Origin of the sequence: Klebsiella sp. CN_Kp088 (genome assembly GCF_040064335.1) — a bacterium.
Classification (GTDB): Bacteria; Pseudomonadota; Gammaproteobacteria; order Enterobacterales; family Enterobacteriaceae; genus Klebsiella; species Klebsiella aerogenes.
Genome location: NZ_JBEAIQ010000016.1, coordinates 289700 through 307313 on the forward strand (window position 1 = coordinate 289700; position 17614 = coordinate 307313).

General features: G+C 55.0%; 10 protein-coding genes. All 10 read left to right on the top strand.

Annotation, left to right across the window (positions count from 1 at the left end):
- Positions 1-2: 2 nt before the first annotated feature.
- The 10 genes from ABLV08_RS08065 (at position 3) to ABLV08_RS08110 (ending at position 17209) form a co-directional block, all read left to right on the top strand.
- A complete protein-coding gene (locus ABLV08_RS08065) occupies positions 3-395 on the top strand; it encodes an HK97-gp10 family putative phage morphogenesis protein (protein ID WP_170926285.1) in 393 nt (130 codons plus the stop codon).
- Between the two features lie 34 nt (positions 396-429).
- Positions 430-897 carry a phage tail protein gene (locus ABLV08_RS08070; protein WP_348855726.1) on the top strand — a complete coding sequence of 156 codons (468 nt, stop codon included), beginning with the start codon at positions 430-432 and terminating at the stop codon, positions 895-897.
- Positions 898-961: 64 nt separating this feature from the next.
- Positions 962-1330 carry a phage tail protein gene (locus ABLV08_RS08075; RefSeq protein WP_348855727.1) on the top strand — a complete coding sequence of 123 codons (369 nt, stop codon included), beginning with the start codon at positions 962-964 and terminating at the stop codon, positions 1328-1330.
- A gap of 238 nt (positions 1331-1568) precedes the next feature.
- Positions 1569-4916, top strand: coding sequence for a phage tail tape measure protein (locus ABLV08_RS08080; protein ID WP_348855728.1), 3348 nt, complete (start codon positions 1569-1571; stop codon positions 4914-4916).
- On the top strand, positions 4916-5254 hold the full coding sequence (locus ABLV08_RS08085) for a phage tail protein (RefSeq protein ID WP_319840642.1): 339 nt from the start codon (positions 4916-4918) through the stop codon (positions 5252-5254). The genes ABLV08_RS08080 and ABLV08_RS08085 overlap by 1 nt, the downstream gene beginning before the upstream one ends.
- Entirely contained in the window at positions 5251-6006 is a 756-nt protein-coding gene (locus tag ABLV08_RS08090) for a phage minor tail protein L (RefSeq protein ID WP_348855729.1), read from the top strand. The genes ABLV08_RS08085 and ABLV08_RS08090 overlap by 4 nt, the downstream gene beginning before the upstream one ends.
- 1 nt (position 6007) lies before the next feature.
- Positions 6008-6718 carry a C40 family peptidase gene (locus ABLV08_RS08095; RefSeq protein ID WP_348855730.1) on the top strand — a complete coding sequence of 237 codons (711 nt, stop codon included), beginning with the start codon at positions 6008-6010 and terminating at the stop codon, positions 6716-6718.
- Between the two features lie 41 nt (positions 6719-6759).
- Positions 6760-7173, top strand: a complete 414-nt coding sequence (locus ABLV08_RS08100; protein WP_348855731.1) for a hypothetical protein — start codon at positions 6760-6762, stop codon at positions 7171-7173.
- A gap of 52 nt (positions 7174-7225) precedes the next feature.
- The gene (locus tag ABLV08_RS08105; protein ID WP_032722477.1) at positions 7226-7816 is read left to right on the top strand and encodes a tail assembly protein; all 591 of its coding nucleotides are present in this window, start codon (positions 7226-7228) and stop codon (positions 7814-7816) included.
- Positions 7817-7882: 66 nt separating this feature from the next.
- Positions 7883-17209 carry a carbohydrate binding domain-containing protein gene (locus ABLV08_RS08110; RefSeq protein WP_348855732.1) on the top strand — a complete coding sequence of 3109 codons (9327 nt, stop codon included), beginning with the start codon at positions 7883-7885 and terminating at the stop codon, positions 17207-17209.
- Positions 17210-17614 lie beyond the last annotated feature (405 nt).

The following is a 17614-nucleotide window of genomic DNA, read 5'->3' on the forward strand; positions in this document are numbered from 1 at the left end:
GGATGGAAGTTAAAGGGCTGGATGAGCTGGAACGGCAGTTAACCGCCCTGGGAGAAAAGGTTGCGACGAAGGTATTACGGGATGCCGGTCGCGAGGCATTAAAGGTAGTTGAGGAGGATATGAAGCAGCATGCCGGCTTCGACGAAACGTCGACCGGGCAGCACATGCGGGATTCAATCAAAATCCGCTCTTCTACCCGAAAGGCGCAAGGGAATGCGGTTGTAACGCTCCGTGTTGGCCCCAGCAAGCAGCACCATATGAAGGCGCTGGCGCAGGAGTTCGGCACGGTTAAGCAGGTTGCAGACCCCTTTATTCGACCCGCCCTGGATTACAACGTCCAGACTGTTTTGCGCGTCCTGACTGTGGAAATTCGAAACGGTATTCAAAACAGGTAGCGACCGCTACCGATTCATATAAGAGAGAATAATCATGGCTGAGAATCAGACATCGCCTGAGTATGCAATGCTGCCTGCAGGCACGCTAACCAAATGGGGGAAACCCGGCGACGCGCTAGCGGCGTTGAAGCCGCTTGATAACTGTAAAGCGTTGGGCGCGATAGGCCAGACAGGTGGGTTCGTTGACTGCACCACGCTGAAGGATAAGCAAAAGCAGTCAATCAGTGATCTGCCGGATGGCCCGGAAAAGTCGCTGGGGTTCATTGACGATCCTGCGAATGCGAGCTTTACGGCGTTACTTAATGCAGCAGAGGCCCGCGAGACCATTCAGCTTTATGTTGAGCTGCCGAACAAACGTACCGCAACAATGCTGCTGGCGTTGTCTGGCTGGCAGATGAATGAAATCACCGCGCCAGCGAGTGAAGTGATTCAAATCACCGTGCAAGGTAAGCAAAACAGCATTAAGTGGGGTACTGCCGGTGCCGATGCTGGCGGCGAATAATCAGCACTTATTACCAATAACAGATAGCCACCTCCGGGTGGCTTTTTATTTTTAAGGACTCCCTGTGAAAGATAAAGATTTTGACCTGTCCGCGCTTAAATCCGCGTTGCTTAAATCGGAGCCAACCGTCATTAAAACCGAGTTATTTGGCGCCACCGTATTCATCCGCCGCCTGACCGGGGATTACCTCATCAGTTACGAAGAGAAAATGGCTGAAACCGCAAAAGCTGGCGCAGCGCGCGAGGCATCGGAGCAAGTCATCCAGATCGTCATCGATGCACTGGTTCAGGCGGATGGAACGGCCATTCCGGATGAGTTTAAACCCACGGCAGCCGAGCTGCTGAAGGCCCATGAAAACCCCGAACTGCTGGCCGCAGTGGAAAAAGTGAAGCAACACGCAATCGGCAAGCTGGAGGAAGCGGAAAAAAACTAAATGACTCGCCCTGGCTGGAGCTGATTTTCTGGCTGGCCGACCGCTGGGGCGAGCCTGACCCATCCAAAATTGCTGCACTTCCGGCAAACACCCTGTACCACTGGCGCGCTTACTTCCTGAAACAAGGTATTTTCCGCCGCCCTGGCGATGAAAATGCGCCTCCTCCCGAAACAACACCTGCGCCATCCCGGACGAAGATGGAAGAGGAATGCGCGGCAGTCATGAGGGCATTAATGTAATGGCAGACGTCGCATCTTTAGCGGTCGGGCTGCACCTTAACGCAGCCAACTTTAAATCCCAGCTTTTGGGGGCGTATGGCGACGCGGAGAACCAGTCCAAAAGGTTTAACCGCAATGCCCAGGCGGACGCGAAAAAGACGGAAGACGCCTATAAAAAGGTCGGCCTGTCGATATCCGGGATGGCCAGCAGGCTGGCGGGGCTGGCAGGCGCCGGTCTTTCCATAAGTACGATCATCACAACGTCCAGGCAGTATGGCCAGGCGCTATCTGACCTGCAGGCGATCACCGGCGCGACCGCTGATGAAATGAAAGCGCTGGATCTGGCCGCGCAGGAAATGGGGCGCACGACAGAGTACAGCGCCAGCCAGGCGGCTGAGGCGCTCAAGCTGATGGCATCGGCTAAACCGGAGCTGCTTAAGACTTCAGATGGTCTGCAGCAGGCGACGAACAGCGCGCTGATTCTGGCGCAGGCCGCCGGAACGACGCTCCCGGATGCAACGAAAACGCTGGCGCTTTCATTGAACCAGTATGGTGCCAGTGCGCAGGAAGCGGATCGTTACATCAACGTTCTGGCCGCTGGCGCGAAGTACGGTTCATCCGAAATTACGGATACGGCAGCAGCCATTAAAAATGGCGGCGTTGCAGCTGCACAGGCTGGCGTCGGTTTTGAACAACTGAATGCGGCCATTCAGGTTCTGGCCGAGCGTGAAGTGAAAGGTGGAGAGGCAGGAACGGCGCTGCGAAACGTCATCCTGAATCTGGAAAAGGGAACAGATAAAACCCTGAAGCCTTCGGTTGTCGGCTTGAGCCAGGCGCTCAATACGCTGGCAGGCAAGAACCTTTCAACGGCCCAGGCGGTGAAGCTGTTTGGCGTGGAAAACCTCAGCGCGGCTTCCATTCTCGTACAGAACCGTTCAAAGCTTGATGAATTGACCGCCTCGTTGACCGGTACTCAAACGGCGCATGAGCAGGCATCTATCAGGGTTAACAACCTGAACGGCGATCTTCTTGGGCTGAGTAGTGCGTTTGAGGGGATGGTCATTAAGATTGGCCAGAGCAGTAACGGTCCACTTCGCAGCGGTATTCAGACCGCTACGGAGGCGCTTAACGGCCTGGCGGATAACTTTAATACCGTCTCCAGTATTGCGCTTTACAGCCTGATTCCGGTTCTTTCCACAAAACTAACCGCAGGGCTTCGGGAAAATATCTCTGTCTGGCGGGAAAGCCAGGCGGCGGTGAAAGCGAGAGCACTTGCCGATGCAGACATCGCCCGTAAAACGCTGGATTCAACTGCAGCCATCCTGAAACAAAACGATGCCGAGTTCGGTTACTACCGGCAGATGGAGCGGACGGCTAAACAGTACGGGATGAATATCAGTTACCAGGATGAGTTTACCCGGCTTATCCGACAGGAAACTGAGCAAACCAATCTGGCCAGCCAGGCGAAATTGAAGCTGGCGGCGGCTAACCGGCAAACGTCGATATCCGCCCGTACGGCATCGGTTGCCGTAGGACTGGCAAAAGGCGCGTTTAACTTAATCGGTGGCCCTTTCGGTGCCGCTATGCTGGCCGGTTCAGCCATTCTTTATTTTCATGAGAGGGCAAAAGAGGCCCGGCAATCAGCCATTAATTTAAAAGACGCCGTCGTTGAAACCAGCGAAGCGCTGATGCGCCTCTCTCTCAACCAGCTAAATGTGAAGCAATTCGACCTGGAGGATCAGTATGAAAACCAGGTTGTGCAGCGAAACCAGCTGATTAAAGAGATTCAGGATGCCGACAGCCGTATTGGCAGCCTAAAAGGCTTTGACCCCTTCGGCCAGCTGGATGGGGTGAAAAAAGACCAGACGCGTGCGCGGGCGGACCTCGATAGCGTTAACGAGGGATTGCGTAAAACAGAGGAAAATATCAAGCGCGTCAGTGATGCTAAAACGCTGGCCCAGCTTGGGTTGTCTGGAAAAATCACGTCCCTTACAGACGACCTGAAAGGCGCGCTGAATGCGCCCCCTAAAGAGACTGGCGACGGGAACCCCTGGACCGGGGATGGTGGTACCGGCTCCGGGAAGGGTAATAAGGCTAAGGTCGACCAGTTCAAAACGCTACGGCAACAAATTGAAGAGGCCCATGCATCCAGCCTGGCCCGGATTAACCTTCAGGAGAAAGACAGCAACAGGGAGCTGCAGGAAGCAGCGAAGAAGAATGGCGCCAGCGATGCCGACCTTCAGCGCGCGCTATTGATGAATGCGGAGAACTACCAGAAGCAGCGACTGGATCTGGCCGCACAGTATTCACCGGCGCAGGAAACCTTGCGCAAGGAACAGGAAGTCAGCCAGGACCTTGCCGAGCTTTTCAAAGCCCGTCTTCTTACCGAAAAAGATTACCAGACTGCCCGAATAACTCTGGCCAGGGATACAGCCAAAGAGTTACTGCAGGCGCAGGCTGACGAAATCGCGGCTCCTAAACTGGATATCGCCGGTGAAGTTGATCCACTGGTAGCGCTTCGTAATCAGCTAGCACAGCGGCAGGCTCTACTGCAGTCTTACTATCAGGGCAGCGCGATTAGCAAAGACCAGTACGAAATGCTGATGCAGAAGGCGACGAAGGAGTCCGCCGATGCACAGTATCAGACCTCGCTGGAGCTATATCGATCGCAGGGTGAATTCCAGAGCCTGGCCGTTGGGTTATTCGAGACGGTACATGAGCGCTCCACGAATTTCTTAACGAGCATGCTGACGCGAACCCAAAGCTTCAAGGAAAACATGGTTGGCCTGTTTTCCTCGTTGACGCAGGCAGTCATCAAAAATCTCATTGATATGGCCGCCCAGGCGCTCGTCACCAGTTCCATCATGCAGACCATCATGGGAGTGGTTGGAATTGGAAGCAGCATAGCGGGTGGTGCAGCCTCCGGCGCCGCTGGCGCCAGTACCGGGACGGCGATCCAGAATGCGGGTAGTAGCTTCCAGTTTAACGCCAAAGGCGGCGTCTACGATTCACCTTCCTTAAGTGGCTACAGCAATCAGGTCCACGATACCCCGCAGTTCTTCGCCTTTGCTAAAGGCGCCGGTGTATTTGGTGAAGCAGGGCCGGAAGCCATTATGCCGTTGACGCGTGCCGGTGATGGCTCGCTGGGAGTACGTGCGGTCGGAGGCGGACAGAACGCCAGCACCACCGAAGGGCCAAAGGTCTGGATCACTATTTCCGGCGATAAGACGTCTACCGAGAGCTCGTCAGGTTTTGAAGAGTTTGGCCAGCAAATTGGGTCGTTCGTTGAGAAGAAATACCGTGAGCTGCAGGCGAAAGATATGCGCCCAGGCGGTGCTATCTGGAACGCTGTAAAAGGACAACGCTGATGGCGATAGAAATATTTACCTGGAGTCCCCGAGTAAACCCAACGCAAACCGTGAATTTCCGTACCCGAAAGGCGCAGTTCGGCGATGGATATGCGCAGGTATCAGGGGATGGATTGAATACCCGGTCACAGGAATGGGAGCTGAATTTTGTCGGTACCGAAGACTATATCCGACCGATAAAACTGTTCCTGGACCGGCACGGCGGTACGAAATCTTTTCAGTGGACACCACCACTTGAAGATATTGGGCTTTTCCGTTGTGAGCAATATAAACCAGTACCGATGGGTGGAGGGAACTACTCCCTGTCGGCAACCTTTATTCAGGGATTTAAACCATGAGCCTTAACGCAGATTATCAGAAGCTGGAGCCGGGTGATTCAATCCGGCTTTTTGAAATTGATGGCCGTTCTTTCAATATGGACGAGGTCTTATACTTCCACGGCTATAATATTCCGCACTCAGCCGAGGAAATTATTGCAGCCGGTGGTGATGAGTCGAAATTACCAGCTAAAAGTATCTGGTGGCAAGGCACAGAATATAAAGCATGGCCATGCGATCTTGATGGCATCGAATCATCCACTACGGGCAGCGATGCGCAGCCCACGCTCAGGGTGGGTAACGTAGACGGGAAAATTACCGCGCTGTGTTTGCATTATGACGATCTGGCGATGGCGCGGGTCACCATCCATGATACGCAGAAGCAGTATCTGGATGCGCGAAACTTCCCTGAAGGTAATGCAACCGCGGACCCGACGCAGGAAAAGCGCCAGCTATTTTTCATTGACGCCAAACAACTCGAAACCGATGAAACGGTGGAGTTCACACTCGATAGCCCGATGGGGGTGCAGGGGAAGCTGATCCCAACCCGCCAGTATCATTCTGTTTGTACCTGGTGTATTCGAAATAAATACCGTAGTGGCGATGGCTGCGATTATGCCGGGACAAAGTATTTCGACAAGAATAACAAACCGGTTGATGACCCATCGAAGGACGTCTGCAACGGAACACTCACTGCCTGCAAATTACGTTTTGGCGAGCATAACGAGCTGCCGTTCGGCGGCTTCCCTGGTACGTCGCTGATAAGGAGCTGATATGCGCCAGAAAACGATTAAGGCGATACAGGCTCATGCGGCAGCTGATTATCCGCGTGAGGCATGCGGATTGATTGCTCAAAGGGGAAGAGTAGAGCGCTATTTCCCCTGCAGGAACCTGGCCAGCGAGTCGAATGATAATTTCGTCTTGTCTCCAGAAGATTACGCAGAGGTAGAGGACTGGGGAACGATTATCGGCATTGTTCACAGTCATCCTGATGCGACCACGCAACCCAGCGAACTGGATAAGGCGCAGTGCGATGCAACGCTGCTCCCCTGGCATATTATCAGCTGGCCAGAAGGCGATCTGCGTACCATCCACCCACGCGGAGAGTTGCCCCTCCTCGAGCGTCCGTTCGTGCTTGGCCATTATGATTGCTGGGGTTTAGTGATGAGCTATTTCCGGCAGAACCACGGCATCGAGCTGCACGATTACCGCGTTGATTATCCCTGGTGGGAAAACGACTATCCCGAAAACTTCTACCACGATTGCTGGTATGAATGCGGATTCCGTGAATTTGATGGTCCCCCGCAGCCGGGTGATATGGTGATCATGCAGGTGCAGTCGGGCAAATGGAATCATGCCGGGATTCTGCTGGAAGGTAACATGCTGCTTCACCACCTTTATGGCCATCTCAGCCAGCGCGTGCCGTATGGTGGATACTGGTTAGACAGAACGATGAAAATCGTTCGATATCATTCTCTGTGTTAATCTTTTGTGAGATTTGAACTAAAAACAAAAGGGACACCGAGATGAAAAAAATTGCACTAGCTTTAGTGATTGTGGGAATTAGCGGGTGTGCAACTAAACCAGTAACAAATGAACAGGCACAAAATATCCCCTTCAAACAAATATTGGACTCATCGTTTTTTTCTAAAAAAGAAGGCACGGGCGAAGTTATTATAAAGCGAGACTCTGGTGTTATGGGTAGCGCTTGTATGACGCGAGTATATCTAGATGGTAAAGAGATAGCTGATTTAGATACCGCTCAAAAAGCCGTGATTTATCCAGAAGTAGGAAAACATATATTTAGCGCATGGCCAAAAGGAATGTGTGGTGGTGGAATGAGTGAGCAGTCGGGGACAGTTACTGATGGAAAAACATTAATGTACCGGATTGGTTATGGAACCAATGGTGATTTTGGAATATACCCCACGGCTTTTTAATTTATCTTTAAGAGAAGAACCGCCGTCAGGCGGTTTTTTTTGGGGAGAAAAAATGCAAGAAGTTATGACGCGTATTGAATTAAGTGGGATGCTCGGTAAAAAGTTTGGAAAAACCCATCACCGTCTTATTTCGTGCATCCATGAAGCAGGCATAGCGCTGGCGAAAACGATACCCGGCTTTGAAAAATTTATGATTACCAGCAAAGAGCGCGGATTAACCTATGCGGTATTTAAAGGAGAAAAAAACATAGGGGTAGATGACTTAGGTTTTCCGATAACTGGAGAGGTAATTCGCATTGTCCCTGTAGTCATTGGTAGCAAAAAAGCCGGTTTTCTTCAGACTATTTTAGGTGCGGTCATTGTTGCGGTTGGAGCTATAGCCACTTTCGGATTCGGTCAGGCGTGGGGCGTAAATGTGATGATGGCAGGCGGAGCCATGATGCTAGGCGGTGTTGTGCAGATGCTTTCACCTCAGCCAGCAGGCCTTGCCCGTAAAGAATCCCCCGATAATAAAGCCAGCTATGCCTTTGGCGGTGTAACCAATACCGCCTCACAGGGTTATCCCGTTGGTTTGCTTTATGGTAAGCGGCGAATTGGCGGCGCGATTATTTCCGCCGGTATCTATGTCGAAGACCAGCAATAAATATATTCATTAAGTAATTCCCTCCAATTCAGGCCACCTTGCGGTGGCTTTTTTTATGGGCGCAATATGGCAAATAACATAATTAAAGGGCGCAAGGGTGGCAGCTCTAAACAGCGCACGCCGACGGAACAGCCGGACGATTTACAGTCTGTAGCAAAAGCCAAAGTTCTTATCGCATTGGGTGAGGGGGTGTTTGCGGGTGGTTTAACCGGGAAAGATATTTATCTCGACGGTACCCCTCTGGAGAATGCCGATGGTTCGCAAAACTTCAGTGGTGTGGCCTGGGAATTCCGACCTGGGACACAGGCACAAAGTTATATCCAGGGTATTCCCGGTACTGAAAATGAAATTTCCGTAGGGACGGAGGTTTCCAGTGAGACCGCCTGGACCCACACATTCACCAATACCCAGCTTTCTGCCGTTCGCGTCCGCCTGAAATGGCCTTCCCTGTTGAAACAGGAAGATGATAACGGTGTGGTGGGTAATACCGTCAAGTATGCGATTGACCTGCAGACCGACGGTGGCACCTGGCAGACGGTGCTGGAAACCGCTGTCACGGGTAAAACCACTTCCGGGTATGAGCGTAGCCACCGTATCGATTTACCGCAGTCAGGCAGCACCTGGACGTTGCGGCTTCGCAAGGTCACGCCGGACGCGAACAGCGCCAGAATCGGCGACATAATGACGCTGCAGAGTTACACCGAGGTTATTGACGCGAAACTGCGTTATCCACACACCGCGCTGCTGTACATCGAATTCGACTCAAGCCAGTTCAATGGTTCTATCCCGCAAATCTCCTGCGAGCCGCGCGGGCGTGTTATCCGTGTCCCGGATAACTACAACCCGGAAACGCGCGAATATACCGGCACATGGACAGGGGGCTTCAAATGGGCATGGACTGATAACCCGGCGTGGATTTATTACGACATTGTTGTCTCTGATCGTTTCGGTCTTGGCGATCGTCTGACCAGCGCGAATATCTCCAAATGGGCGCTTTACCCGATTGCGCAGTATTGCGATCAGTTGGTTCCCGATGGCAGGGGCGGCGCTGGCATGGAGCCTCGTTATATCTGCAATGTATATGTTCAGGAGCGTAACGACGCCTACACCGTACTGCGTGATTTTGCCGCTATTTTCCGGGGGATGACTTGCTGGAGTGGTGAACAGATCATCGTGCAGGCCGATATGCCGCGTGATGTCGATTTCAACTATACGCGCGCAAATATTATCGGTAGCCCGCGGTATTCCAGCAGCACCAGTAAGTCGCGGTACACTAATGCCCTGGTTTCGTGGTCTGACCCGGATAACGCCTATGCCGATGCGATGGAACCCGCATTTATCCCGGAACTGGTTTCCCGTTACAGCTTTAATCAGGTGGAAGTCACAGCGATTGGATGTACGCGGCAGAGTGAAGCCCATCGCAAAGGGTTATGGGCCATTCTGACCAACAACAAAGACCGCCTGGTCGAAATTGATGTTGGCCTTGATGGCAGAATCCCGCAGCCGGGTTACATCATTGGGCTGGGCGACGAACGGCTGGCCGGTCGAGTTAATGGTGGTCGTATCAGCGCGGTGAATGGACGCGTCATCACGCTCGACCGTGATATCGATGCAAAAGAGGGTGACCGCCTGCATCTGAATCTGCCGTCGGGTATCTCGCAGGCCCGGACCATTCAGTCGGTGAACGGTCGTCGGCAGGTGACGGTCACAACGGCATACAGCGAGACGCCAGAGGCTGAGTACGTCTGGATCGTCGAATATACCGACCTGGTGCCTCAGCAGTACCGCGTTATCGGTGTAAAGGACAACAATAACGGCACGCTCACCATCACCGGCGTGGCTCACGACCCGGATAAATTCCCGCGTATCGATACCGGCGCGATCATCGACCAGCGCCCGATTAGTGTTATCCCGCCTGGCAACCAGGCTCCGCCGGATGGCATCCTCCTGACGTCCTTCTCCGTGGTGAATCAGGGTATCAGCGTCGAAACCCTGCAGGCCAATTGGGACGCGGTGCAAAATGCTATCGCCTATGAGGCGCAGTGGCGCCGCAATGATGGCAACTGGATTAACGTGCCGCGCAGCTCGACCACGTCATTTGAGGTTAGCGGCATTTATGCCGGTCGCTATCTGGTACGCGTCCGTGCGATCAACGCGGCGGAAATTTCCAGTGGCTGGGCGTACTCGGAAGAGAAGACCCTGACCGGGAAAGTCGGCGAGCCGCTGCCGCCGCTGGCGCTGACGACCGTTTCACTGACCGCCGGTATCGAAATTCGCTGGGAATTCCCTGCAGGCGCAGAAGATACCCAGCGAACCGAACTGCAGTACAGCCCGGACCAGAGCGGTAACGGTGCGATGCCGCTGACCGATTTAGCGTATCCGGGCAAACATTATCAGCAGATGGGCCTGCAGATTGCCACGCAGTTCTGGTACCGCGCGCGCCTGGTTGACCGCCTGGGCAATGCCTCGCCGTGGACCGGCTGGGTGCATGGAATGTCCAGCGATAACGTTTCTGATTATTACCAGCAGCTCGACGACGCGCTTAAAGGCTCGGATACATACGAGGAACTGAACAAAGGCATCCAGGACAACAGCGCTGCTGCCGACGCCGCGCAACAAGCTGCGGACGCCGCCCAGGGCACCGCTGACCAGGCGGCGAAGGATGTCGCCGCACAGGGGGCCATTGTCACGCAGCAGGGCAAGGACCTGGCCACCAACATCGCCAAAACCAACGACACGACCAACAAGCTGGCGCAGGAAGTGAAAGACCGCGCTGCAGGTGATACCGCCACGGCGCAGAAAGCGGCCAGCGATACCGCTGCAGCAGTGGCGAAAGCCGAAACGGACGATGCCGCCGTGGCGAAGCAGGCCGCCGATAACCTGCTGAGTGCTAAACGTGAAGTTGAAGCGGCGATTGAGACGACGAACGTCACCATGCAGGATGGATTTGACAGCATGGCGCAGCAGATGGCGTCGATTTCAGCCGGTACCGGCGAGCAGTTCGACAGTCTCAAAATCTGGTATTTCGACAAGGACAACGAGGGGTGGAGTTCTGACGACGGCGGCACGAAACCGCTCCCGACAACCGACGACGGGTGGATCCTTCCTGCGGATGCCATTTCGACCATGCGCAGCCCGTCGGGCGCTGGCACGCTGATTGACGGCAGCGCCTATAAGTACCTCCGCCTGCGCATCAAGAAAATCAACAACCCGGCCTGGGGCGGTCGGCTTTACTGGATTGGCGCCGATGAAACCGGCTGGACCGAGGGACGCCGTCTGGTACTGCCCGTACCAGATTTTGACCCGGCCACCGGCATCAGCACTATCGCGATCCCGGATATCCCGTGGCAGGCCTCCGGCACTATCCGTCGCCTGCGTCTCGACTTCTCACAGGGTGGAGCGGCTGACGCAGATAACTATTATGCCGTTGACTGGCTGGCCGTTGGGCGCCCGACCCCTGGTGCATCGCAGGCGCAGATTCAGGACCTGAAAACGGCGATGACTGCTGCCGACTCAGCTGAGGCAATGGAGCGTAACCAGCTGGCTGTGCAGCTGCGCGGCAACGAGGAAGGGACAGACCCGAATAAACTGGTTTCTGGCCTGCTTTTCGAAGAGCGGAAAATCCGCGTGACGGCGGAGAAGGCCATCGGCTCCCGCGTGAATACGTTGCGCGTCGATTATGATAAATCCACGGCAGCGGCGACCCAGCGCATGGATACGCTGGCGAGCGACCTGCAGTCGACTGCCTCGAAAACGGATCAGGTTGCAGCGGATCTTGTTTCAGCGAACGGCGTCATTGCTGGCCATACGCTGGCCATCCAGAAAATCGAGGGTGACGTCCAGACTATCGACGGTAAAGTTCAGGCCAACGCCAGCCAGATTGCCGGGGTGGAATCGAAGGTTGATAACATCCGAATCGGCGGCGTAAACCTGATACCCAACTCCGGGGAACTGACCGGCAAATCGCCATCTGCAACCGAACGTTACCGTGGTAACGCGGTTCGCATCCTGACGCGTGCCGCCGGAGCGACTGATTTTGCCGTCCTCGACTACACGCTGGCCGCGCCGGTTGACGGTACCGAGTATGTTCTGTCGTTCTATGCGAAAGCGAAGACGGACAAGACGCCGGTTCGTTGTTTCCTGAATACGCCGGATGCCACTATCCGCGCTGAAACCAGCCAGGGCGTTATTGTGGAGCGTCCAGCCGGGTATAACGGCGATGTGACCGTGACGCTCTCCACGTCCTGGAGCCGCTATTGGGTTAAATACAAACGCAAACCTGGCTTGTCCGGGACGGCGTATCTCGTTGTGGCCAGACTCGACGGCGCAGCTGCAGCGCGCGAAGCGTGGATCAGCTCTCCGATGTTTGAATCCGGGAATATTGCGAGCGACTGGAGCCAGGCACCGGCAGACAGCGCCAGCTCGGATGCCGTCCAGCAACTGACGACCCGCGTCACGACTGCCGAGAATACGCTGGCCACCACGGCGCAGCAGACGACGGCGCTCAAGTCACAGATTACGACCGGCAACCTCCTGCTGAATGGCGACCTGATTAATAAAGCGGATAACTGGCAGCTGTCCGGCACAGGCGCGGGTGCACCGGTCTATGACGCGGTGATGAAAGGTCTCACCACGACCGAGCCGGCGATGCGGATCGCCAACGGAACAAAAATCCCGGTCGAAGCCGGTCAGGTACTGACGCTCACCTTCGGATTCAAGACGGACGACGCGACGATCAGCATCGGGACCCAGAATTTTACGATGGGCCTGATTAAGAATTGGGGGAACCCGACCGCATGGCTTGCTCAGGACAACAACTGGTTTGCAGGCATCACCACCGGCTACCAGACCCGCACGCTGACGTTCACGATCCCGAATGACTTCAAAGGGAAATGGTGCTACCTGCGCATGGCCTGCGGAGGATGGACGCCGTCGACCGCTCGCGTTTACCTGCAGGGCTTCATGCTGACCGCCTCAAACGGTATCGCCGGTAAAGCCGATGCATCAGCGGTGCAGGATCTGCAGTCGCAGGTCACGAAGAACGGTGACGACATCGCCACCAACGCCAGCGCGATCACCAGCCTGGGTGGGCGTATTGATGCCACCAATGCCGAGGTGGCGAAGAAAGCCACCACCGCCGCGCTGGATAGCCTGAAGGCCACCGTCACGCAGCAGGGTAAGGATATTGCTGCGAACGTTGCTGCGACGACGAGCCTGTCAGCAGATCTTTCTGCGATGAAGCAGGACGCAGACAACAAGCTGGCCGGAAACCTAATCCCGAATGGTGGGTTTGAGCGTGGCCTTGATAATTGGGTGACAGGTTCAACGACCGATGTTCGTGTGGATACGGCCCAACAACCCAGCTCAGGTAAAAAAATTCTTTACCTCAAAGCTCACAATGATCAGCTGGATGAGGTACGCAATACCACGATGGTGACGGTCGTCGCTGGCCGGACTTATAAGTTTGGAGGCTTCGCTCGAGCGAAAGACGGGACGGCTATCGTTACTGGCTCCGAGCAAAGTAACAAATTCCGGTTTGCGTTTAATGACAATTCGCAGATTCAGGAAGCCCGTATTGACCCAACAAAACTGCAGACTGGTTCCGTCTGGACAGAGGTATTTGCTAAGTGGAAGGCGAATAAATCGGGCGTTATGCAGATGAGCGTTATGGCTCGCCTTGCCTCCGGGGAGCTCTATATCGATGACATGTTTGTCATTGATATTACCGACCAGGAAAATATTAACGCGAACGCGACAGCGTTGACCAACCTGCAGACAACCGTCTCCCAGCAGGGCGATACGATTACCAGCCAGGGTAAATCGCTAACGCAACTGACCGGCAGAATCGATACCGTTAACACAGACCTGGGGAAACGAATCGACCAGAAGGCCGATAGCTCGACAGTACAGGACCTCAGCGCCACCGTGACCAAGCAGGGCCAGGATATTACGGCGGCGAACCAGGCCATCACCAGCCTGAAAGGGCGTGTTTCGACGGTTGAGGAAGGGCTGGCCAAAGCGGCGACAGCCGATGCCGTGAGTAAACTGGATACACGCGTTACCAACGCTGAGGGGAAAATTGAATCGCAGGGAACGGCGATCACCGGGATTAATGTAGCGCTGAACTCGCAGACGGCAGCCGGTGGCGACTACATTTTGAACCCGACATTTGACCCCGCATATCCGTCGATGGGCTTTACCCGTAGGGATACGGTAGACAGCAACGACGATGATGGTATCCCGTATGATGCTGACATCCCGGCAGGCGCTCCGCGTCGCTATGTAGCGCGACTGGCCTCACGCGATCACCAGCTCAATACGCCACCGTGGCCGGTAAAAGCGGGACAGGTATTCGAGATTTCGGTTTGGGTAGCGGCAAAGGCAGGTTCTAACGCCGCATTTAACATGTACATCGGCTCGGCTACGGGACCGAATACGGGTGCCGTGGCCTATGCTGCTTTACCGGGTAGCGTTGCGCCCACACAGACCTGGACGGAGAAAAAATACCTCTGGACGGTCCCGGCTAACTTCCCGCGCGGATATATGCGCCCATTCCTGCAGGTGAACCAGAACGCGCCGTTTGGCTCCGTCTGGTATGCAACTGATTTCCACTGCCGGGAGATCACCGCCGCGCAGGGCGCACAGACTGCCGCCGACGCTGCCGCCGGTGCTGTCACCCAGCTGGATGCGAAAGTGACGCAGCAGGGCAACACCATTACCAGCCAGGGCCAGGCGATTACGGCCATCACTGGTCGGGTGTCGAACCTTGAATCCGGGCAGAGCGCGAACAGCAGCGCAATTCAGTCCCTGACGCAACGAACCACGGCAGCGGAAGGGAAAATTGAAACGAACAGCCAGGCGATCACCTCCGTCACCGGCGCGGTGAATGCGATGCTCAATCGCGGCGAGAACCTGGCAAACGATTTTAATTTTATGAGCGGATCGGCGCTGTGGGGTGTCCAGGGGAATACGCGTAACAAGGTGGAGTTTGGCGACTTTGGCGACGGTAAACCCGGCGTCCAGATGACGCAGCTCGACAGCACGTTGTATACCGGCCTCTTTGCTAACCAGAAAGCGCCGCTGCCACACAATACCCCACGCCGCTACCAGGTCATCGTTAAGGCGAAGGGCGTATCCGGCGCGATGAATTTCATGGTTCGCCGGTTTAACTACCTGGGGAATGTGGCCGGGACGTATGAAAACCGCCAGTTCTCCGCCACGGATACCTGGGCGACGTACGCCGCTGAGTTTAGCGCGCCATCGTCGGCGACAGTGGATGGTTCTGTTTTTGCGCTCTACTGCTACCCGAACGCGTCGGTCATTCAGATTGATTACATCGCCATCTATGACATCACCGATGCGGTGGCCGTCGATGCGAATACGTCTGCGGTCACGCAGCTGCAGCAGACGGTCACGCAGCAGGGCCAGGATATTGCTGCGAATGCCAGCGCCACGACCGCCGTTTCTGCAAGCCTGAACGCAGCAATGGCTGACGTGGATAACAAAATCACGGGCAACCTGATTTTAAACGGAGGTTTCGAGCGGGACTTTGACAACTGGACCGCGCCGTCGCCCGCGACGGTCATGTTAGCTACCAACCCGCACAGCGGTAAGAAGATCGTTAAATACGCGGCGTCAACGGGCCCAACACTGTTATCGAATAACTCTGTAATTGCTGCCGTTAAAGGTCGCACGTATAAATTTGGCGCGTGGCTTCGTGCCAAAGCCGGGTCGACTATGCAACCGAACACGCAGCCGAATAACAAGGTTCGATTTGCATACCTCGATAGCTCTGTAATCGCTGAGGCGCGTTTCGACCCAGCGACCATGCCGACGGGCTCAGTATGGCAGGAGTACAGCAACACATGGACCGCCACTAAAGACGGCACCATGTCGGTCAGCATCAACGCGTTTTTGAATGCAGGCGAAATTTATATCGATGATGTGTACGTTATCGATATTACGGACCGGGTCGATCTCGATGCCACGGCTGGCGCCGTATCTAACCTGCAGTCGACCGTGACACAGCAGGGAAAAGATATTGCCTCTAATGCCAGCGCGATCACGTCGGTCAACGCCTCAATCGGTGCGCTGCAGAGTCAGGGATTAAACCCCTGGTGTGATGGCTCATTTGAGTCGTACACCGCAAACCAGCAGCTGGGCAGCAGCTCGCTGGCGCGCGTCTCGACCGATGTTTACCGCAATGGCCAGAAGTCGCTCAAAATCACGCGTAACAACGGCGAGAACGGCAACAGCGACAAGATGATTGGGAACTGGCTTGCTGTTCGTGGTGGCGGTAAGTATCGGTTTTCTCTCTGGGCGTACATGGCCAGTGATATGTCGATACCGAACGGATGGAACGTGTCTGTCGGCCTCTTTGCTCGCGGAGAGAATGGCGGCGCAAACCAGTGGCCGGAAGCCGTCCGTATCTCCGAGACAAACATCTCGCGCGGCAAATGGGTTCTCCTGACGGGAGTAGCGACCGTCGGTGCCGACCGGAGCATTGCGCAGATGTGGATTTCCACCAGGGGGCCGAACGGTGGAGCCGGTTATTCGCTGTATCTGGACGATATCAGCATTGTCGATGTGACCGACGCACAGGAGGCGCAGGATACAGCCACCGGCGCAGCGAACGCCGTTACCCAGCTTACTGCGACCGTTACCCAGCAAGGGAAGGATATCACCGCGCAGGCAGGGCAAATCACCAGCCTCGGCTCGCGTGTGGGCGATGCAGAGTCGCGTATCACGAAGCAGGACGAAACCATCGCATCTAACGGCCTAGCGATGGCAAACGGCTTTAACCAGATGCGCAGCATGATTGGCGACAACAGCGCGGCAATCACCACGACGAACAAAACCGTTGCCGACCTGGAAAAATCAACCACGGAGCAAATCACCACGCTGACCTCGCAGGTCGGGGATATGTCTGCAACCGTTCAGCAGACGGCATCCACCGTGGCGGATTTAAACGGCCAGTTGGGAGCGCAGTGGGGCGTGAAGGTCAGCACTTCTTCAGGTGGCAATAACTACGTGGCTGGTCTTCAGCTGGGGATTAATGGCAGCGGCCAGTCACAGTTCCTGGTCCAGGCTGATACGTTTGGCGTTTATGTGCCTAACGGCGATCAAAAAAATATGGTCTTCGGTATCGACGGGAACGGCGCTTATTTTCAGCAGGCGATGGCCCGTAACCTGACGATTAACTTTGGTCAGATTTCTGACAGCCTGCAGTCAACAAACTATCAACCCGGCTCCACCGGCTGGCGTTTGCCAAAAAATGGGGCTTTCGAAATGAACAGCAATGTACCTGGTCAAGGGAGGATTCAACTGGATGAATCAGGGCTTAAAGTTTTTGATCAAAACGGTGTCCTGCGTTTTGTTGGTGGGCGGTATTAGCATCCTGGTTAGTGGTTGTGCAGACCAGCGTTACAAGCCAACTGAATGCACGGTGACATACAAAATCAATACCTATCCGGTAAACGGGCAGTACCAGCTAAAAATCAATGCGGTCAGGTATGACCGCTTTGGTCGCATGCAGGTGCGTGTTGCACCTGGTCAGGCAGTTCGTCCCGTAGGGCACTGGCTGGCGACCGGATTTACTAATAAGGACTGTAAATAATGGGCTACGGCGCTCGAATGTACGACGCCAGTGGTAGGGATATAACCGGGGTATTCACCCCGGTTTTTTTTCTCGGTTCTTACACGCAGGCTTCGGGTTATGTCAATTATGGAAATCCGCCACCGGGTAAAGCACTACGGTATTACGTGGTGGGTACAGCGGACTGGAAAGGAACGCCAGGC

Bases quoted from the DNA above. Each gene is read 5' to 3' on its own strand.
- ABLV08_RS08065 (WP_170926285.1), top strand. From the start codon at position 3: ATGGAAGTTAAAGGGCTGGATGAGCTGGAACGGCAGTTAACCGCCCTG.
- ABLV08_RS08070 (WP_348855726.1), top strand. From the start codon at position 430: ATGGCTGAGAATCAGACATCGCCTGAGTATGCAATGCTGCCTGCAGGC.
- ABLV08_RS08080 (WP_348855728.1), top strand. From the start codon at position 1,569: ATGGCAGACGTCGCATCTTTAGCGGTCGGGCTGCACCTTAACGCAGCC.
- ABLV08_RS08085 (WP_319840642.1), top strand. From the start codon at position 4,916: ATGGCGATAGAAATATTTACCTGGAGTCCCCGAGTAAACCCAACGCAA.
- ABLV08_RS08090 (WP_348855729.1), top strand. From the start codon at position 5,251: ATGAGCCTTAACGCAGATTATCAGAAGCTGGAGCCGGGTGATTCAATC.
- ABLV08_RS08095 (WP_348855730.1), top strand. From the start codon at position 6,008: ATGCGCCAGAAAACGATTAAGGCGATACAGGCTCATGCGGCAGCTGAT.
- ABLV08_RS08100 (WP_348855731.1), top strand. From the start codon at position 6,760: ATGAAAAAAATTGCACTAGCTTTAGTGATTGTGGGAATTAGCGGGTGT.
- ABLV08_RS08105 (WP_032722477.1), top strand. From the start codon at position 7,226: ATGCAAGAAGTTATGACGCGTATTGAATTAAGTGGGATGCTCGGTAAA.
- ABLV08_RS08110 (WP_348855732.1), top strand. From the start codon at position 7,883: ATGGCAAATAACATAATTAAAGGGCGCAAGGGTGGCAGCTCTAAACAG.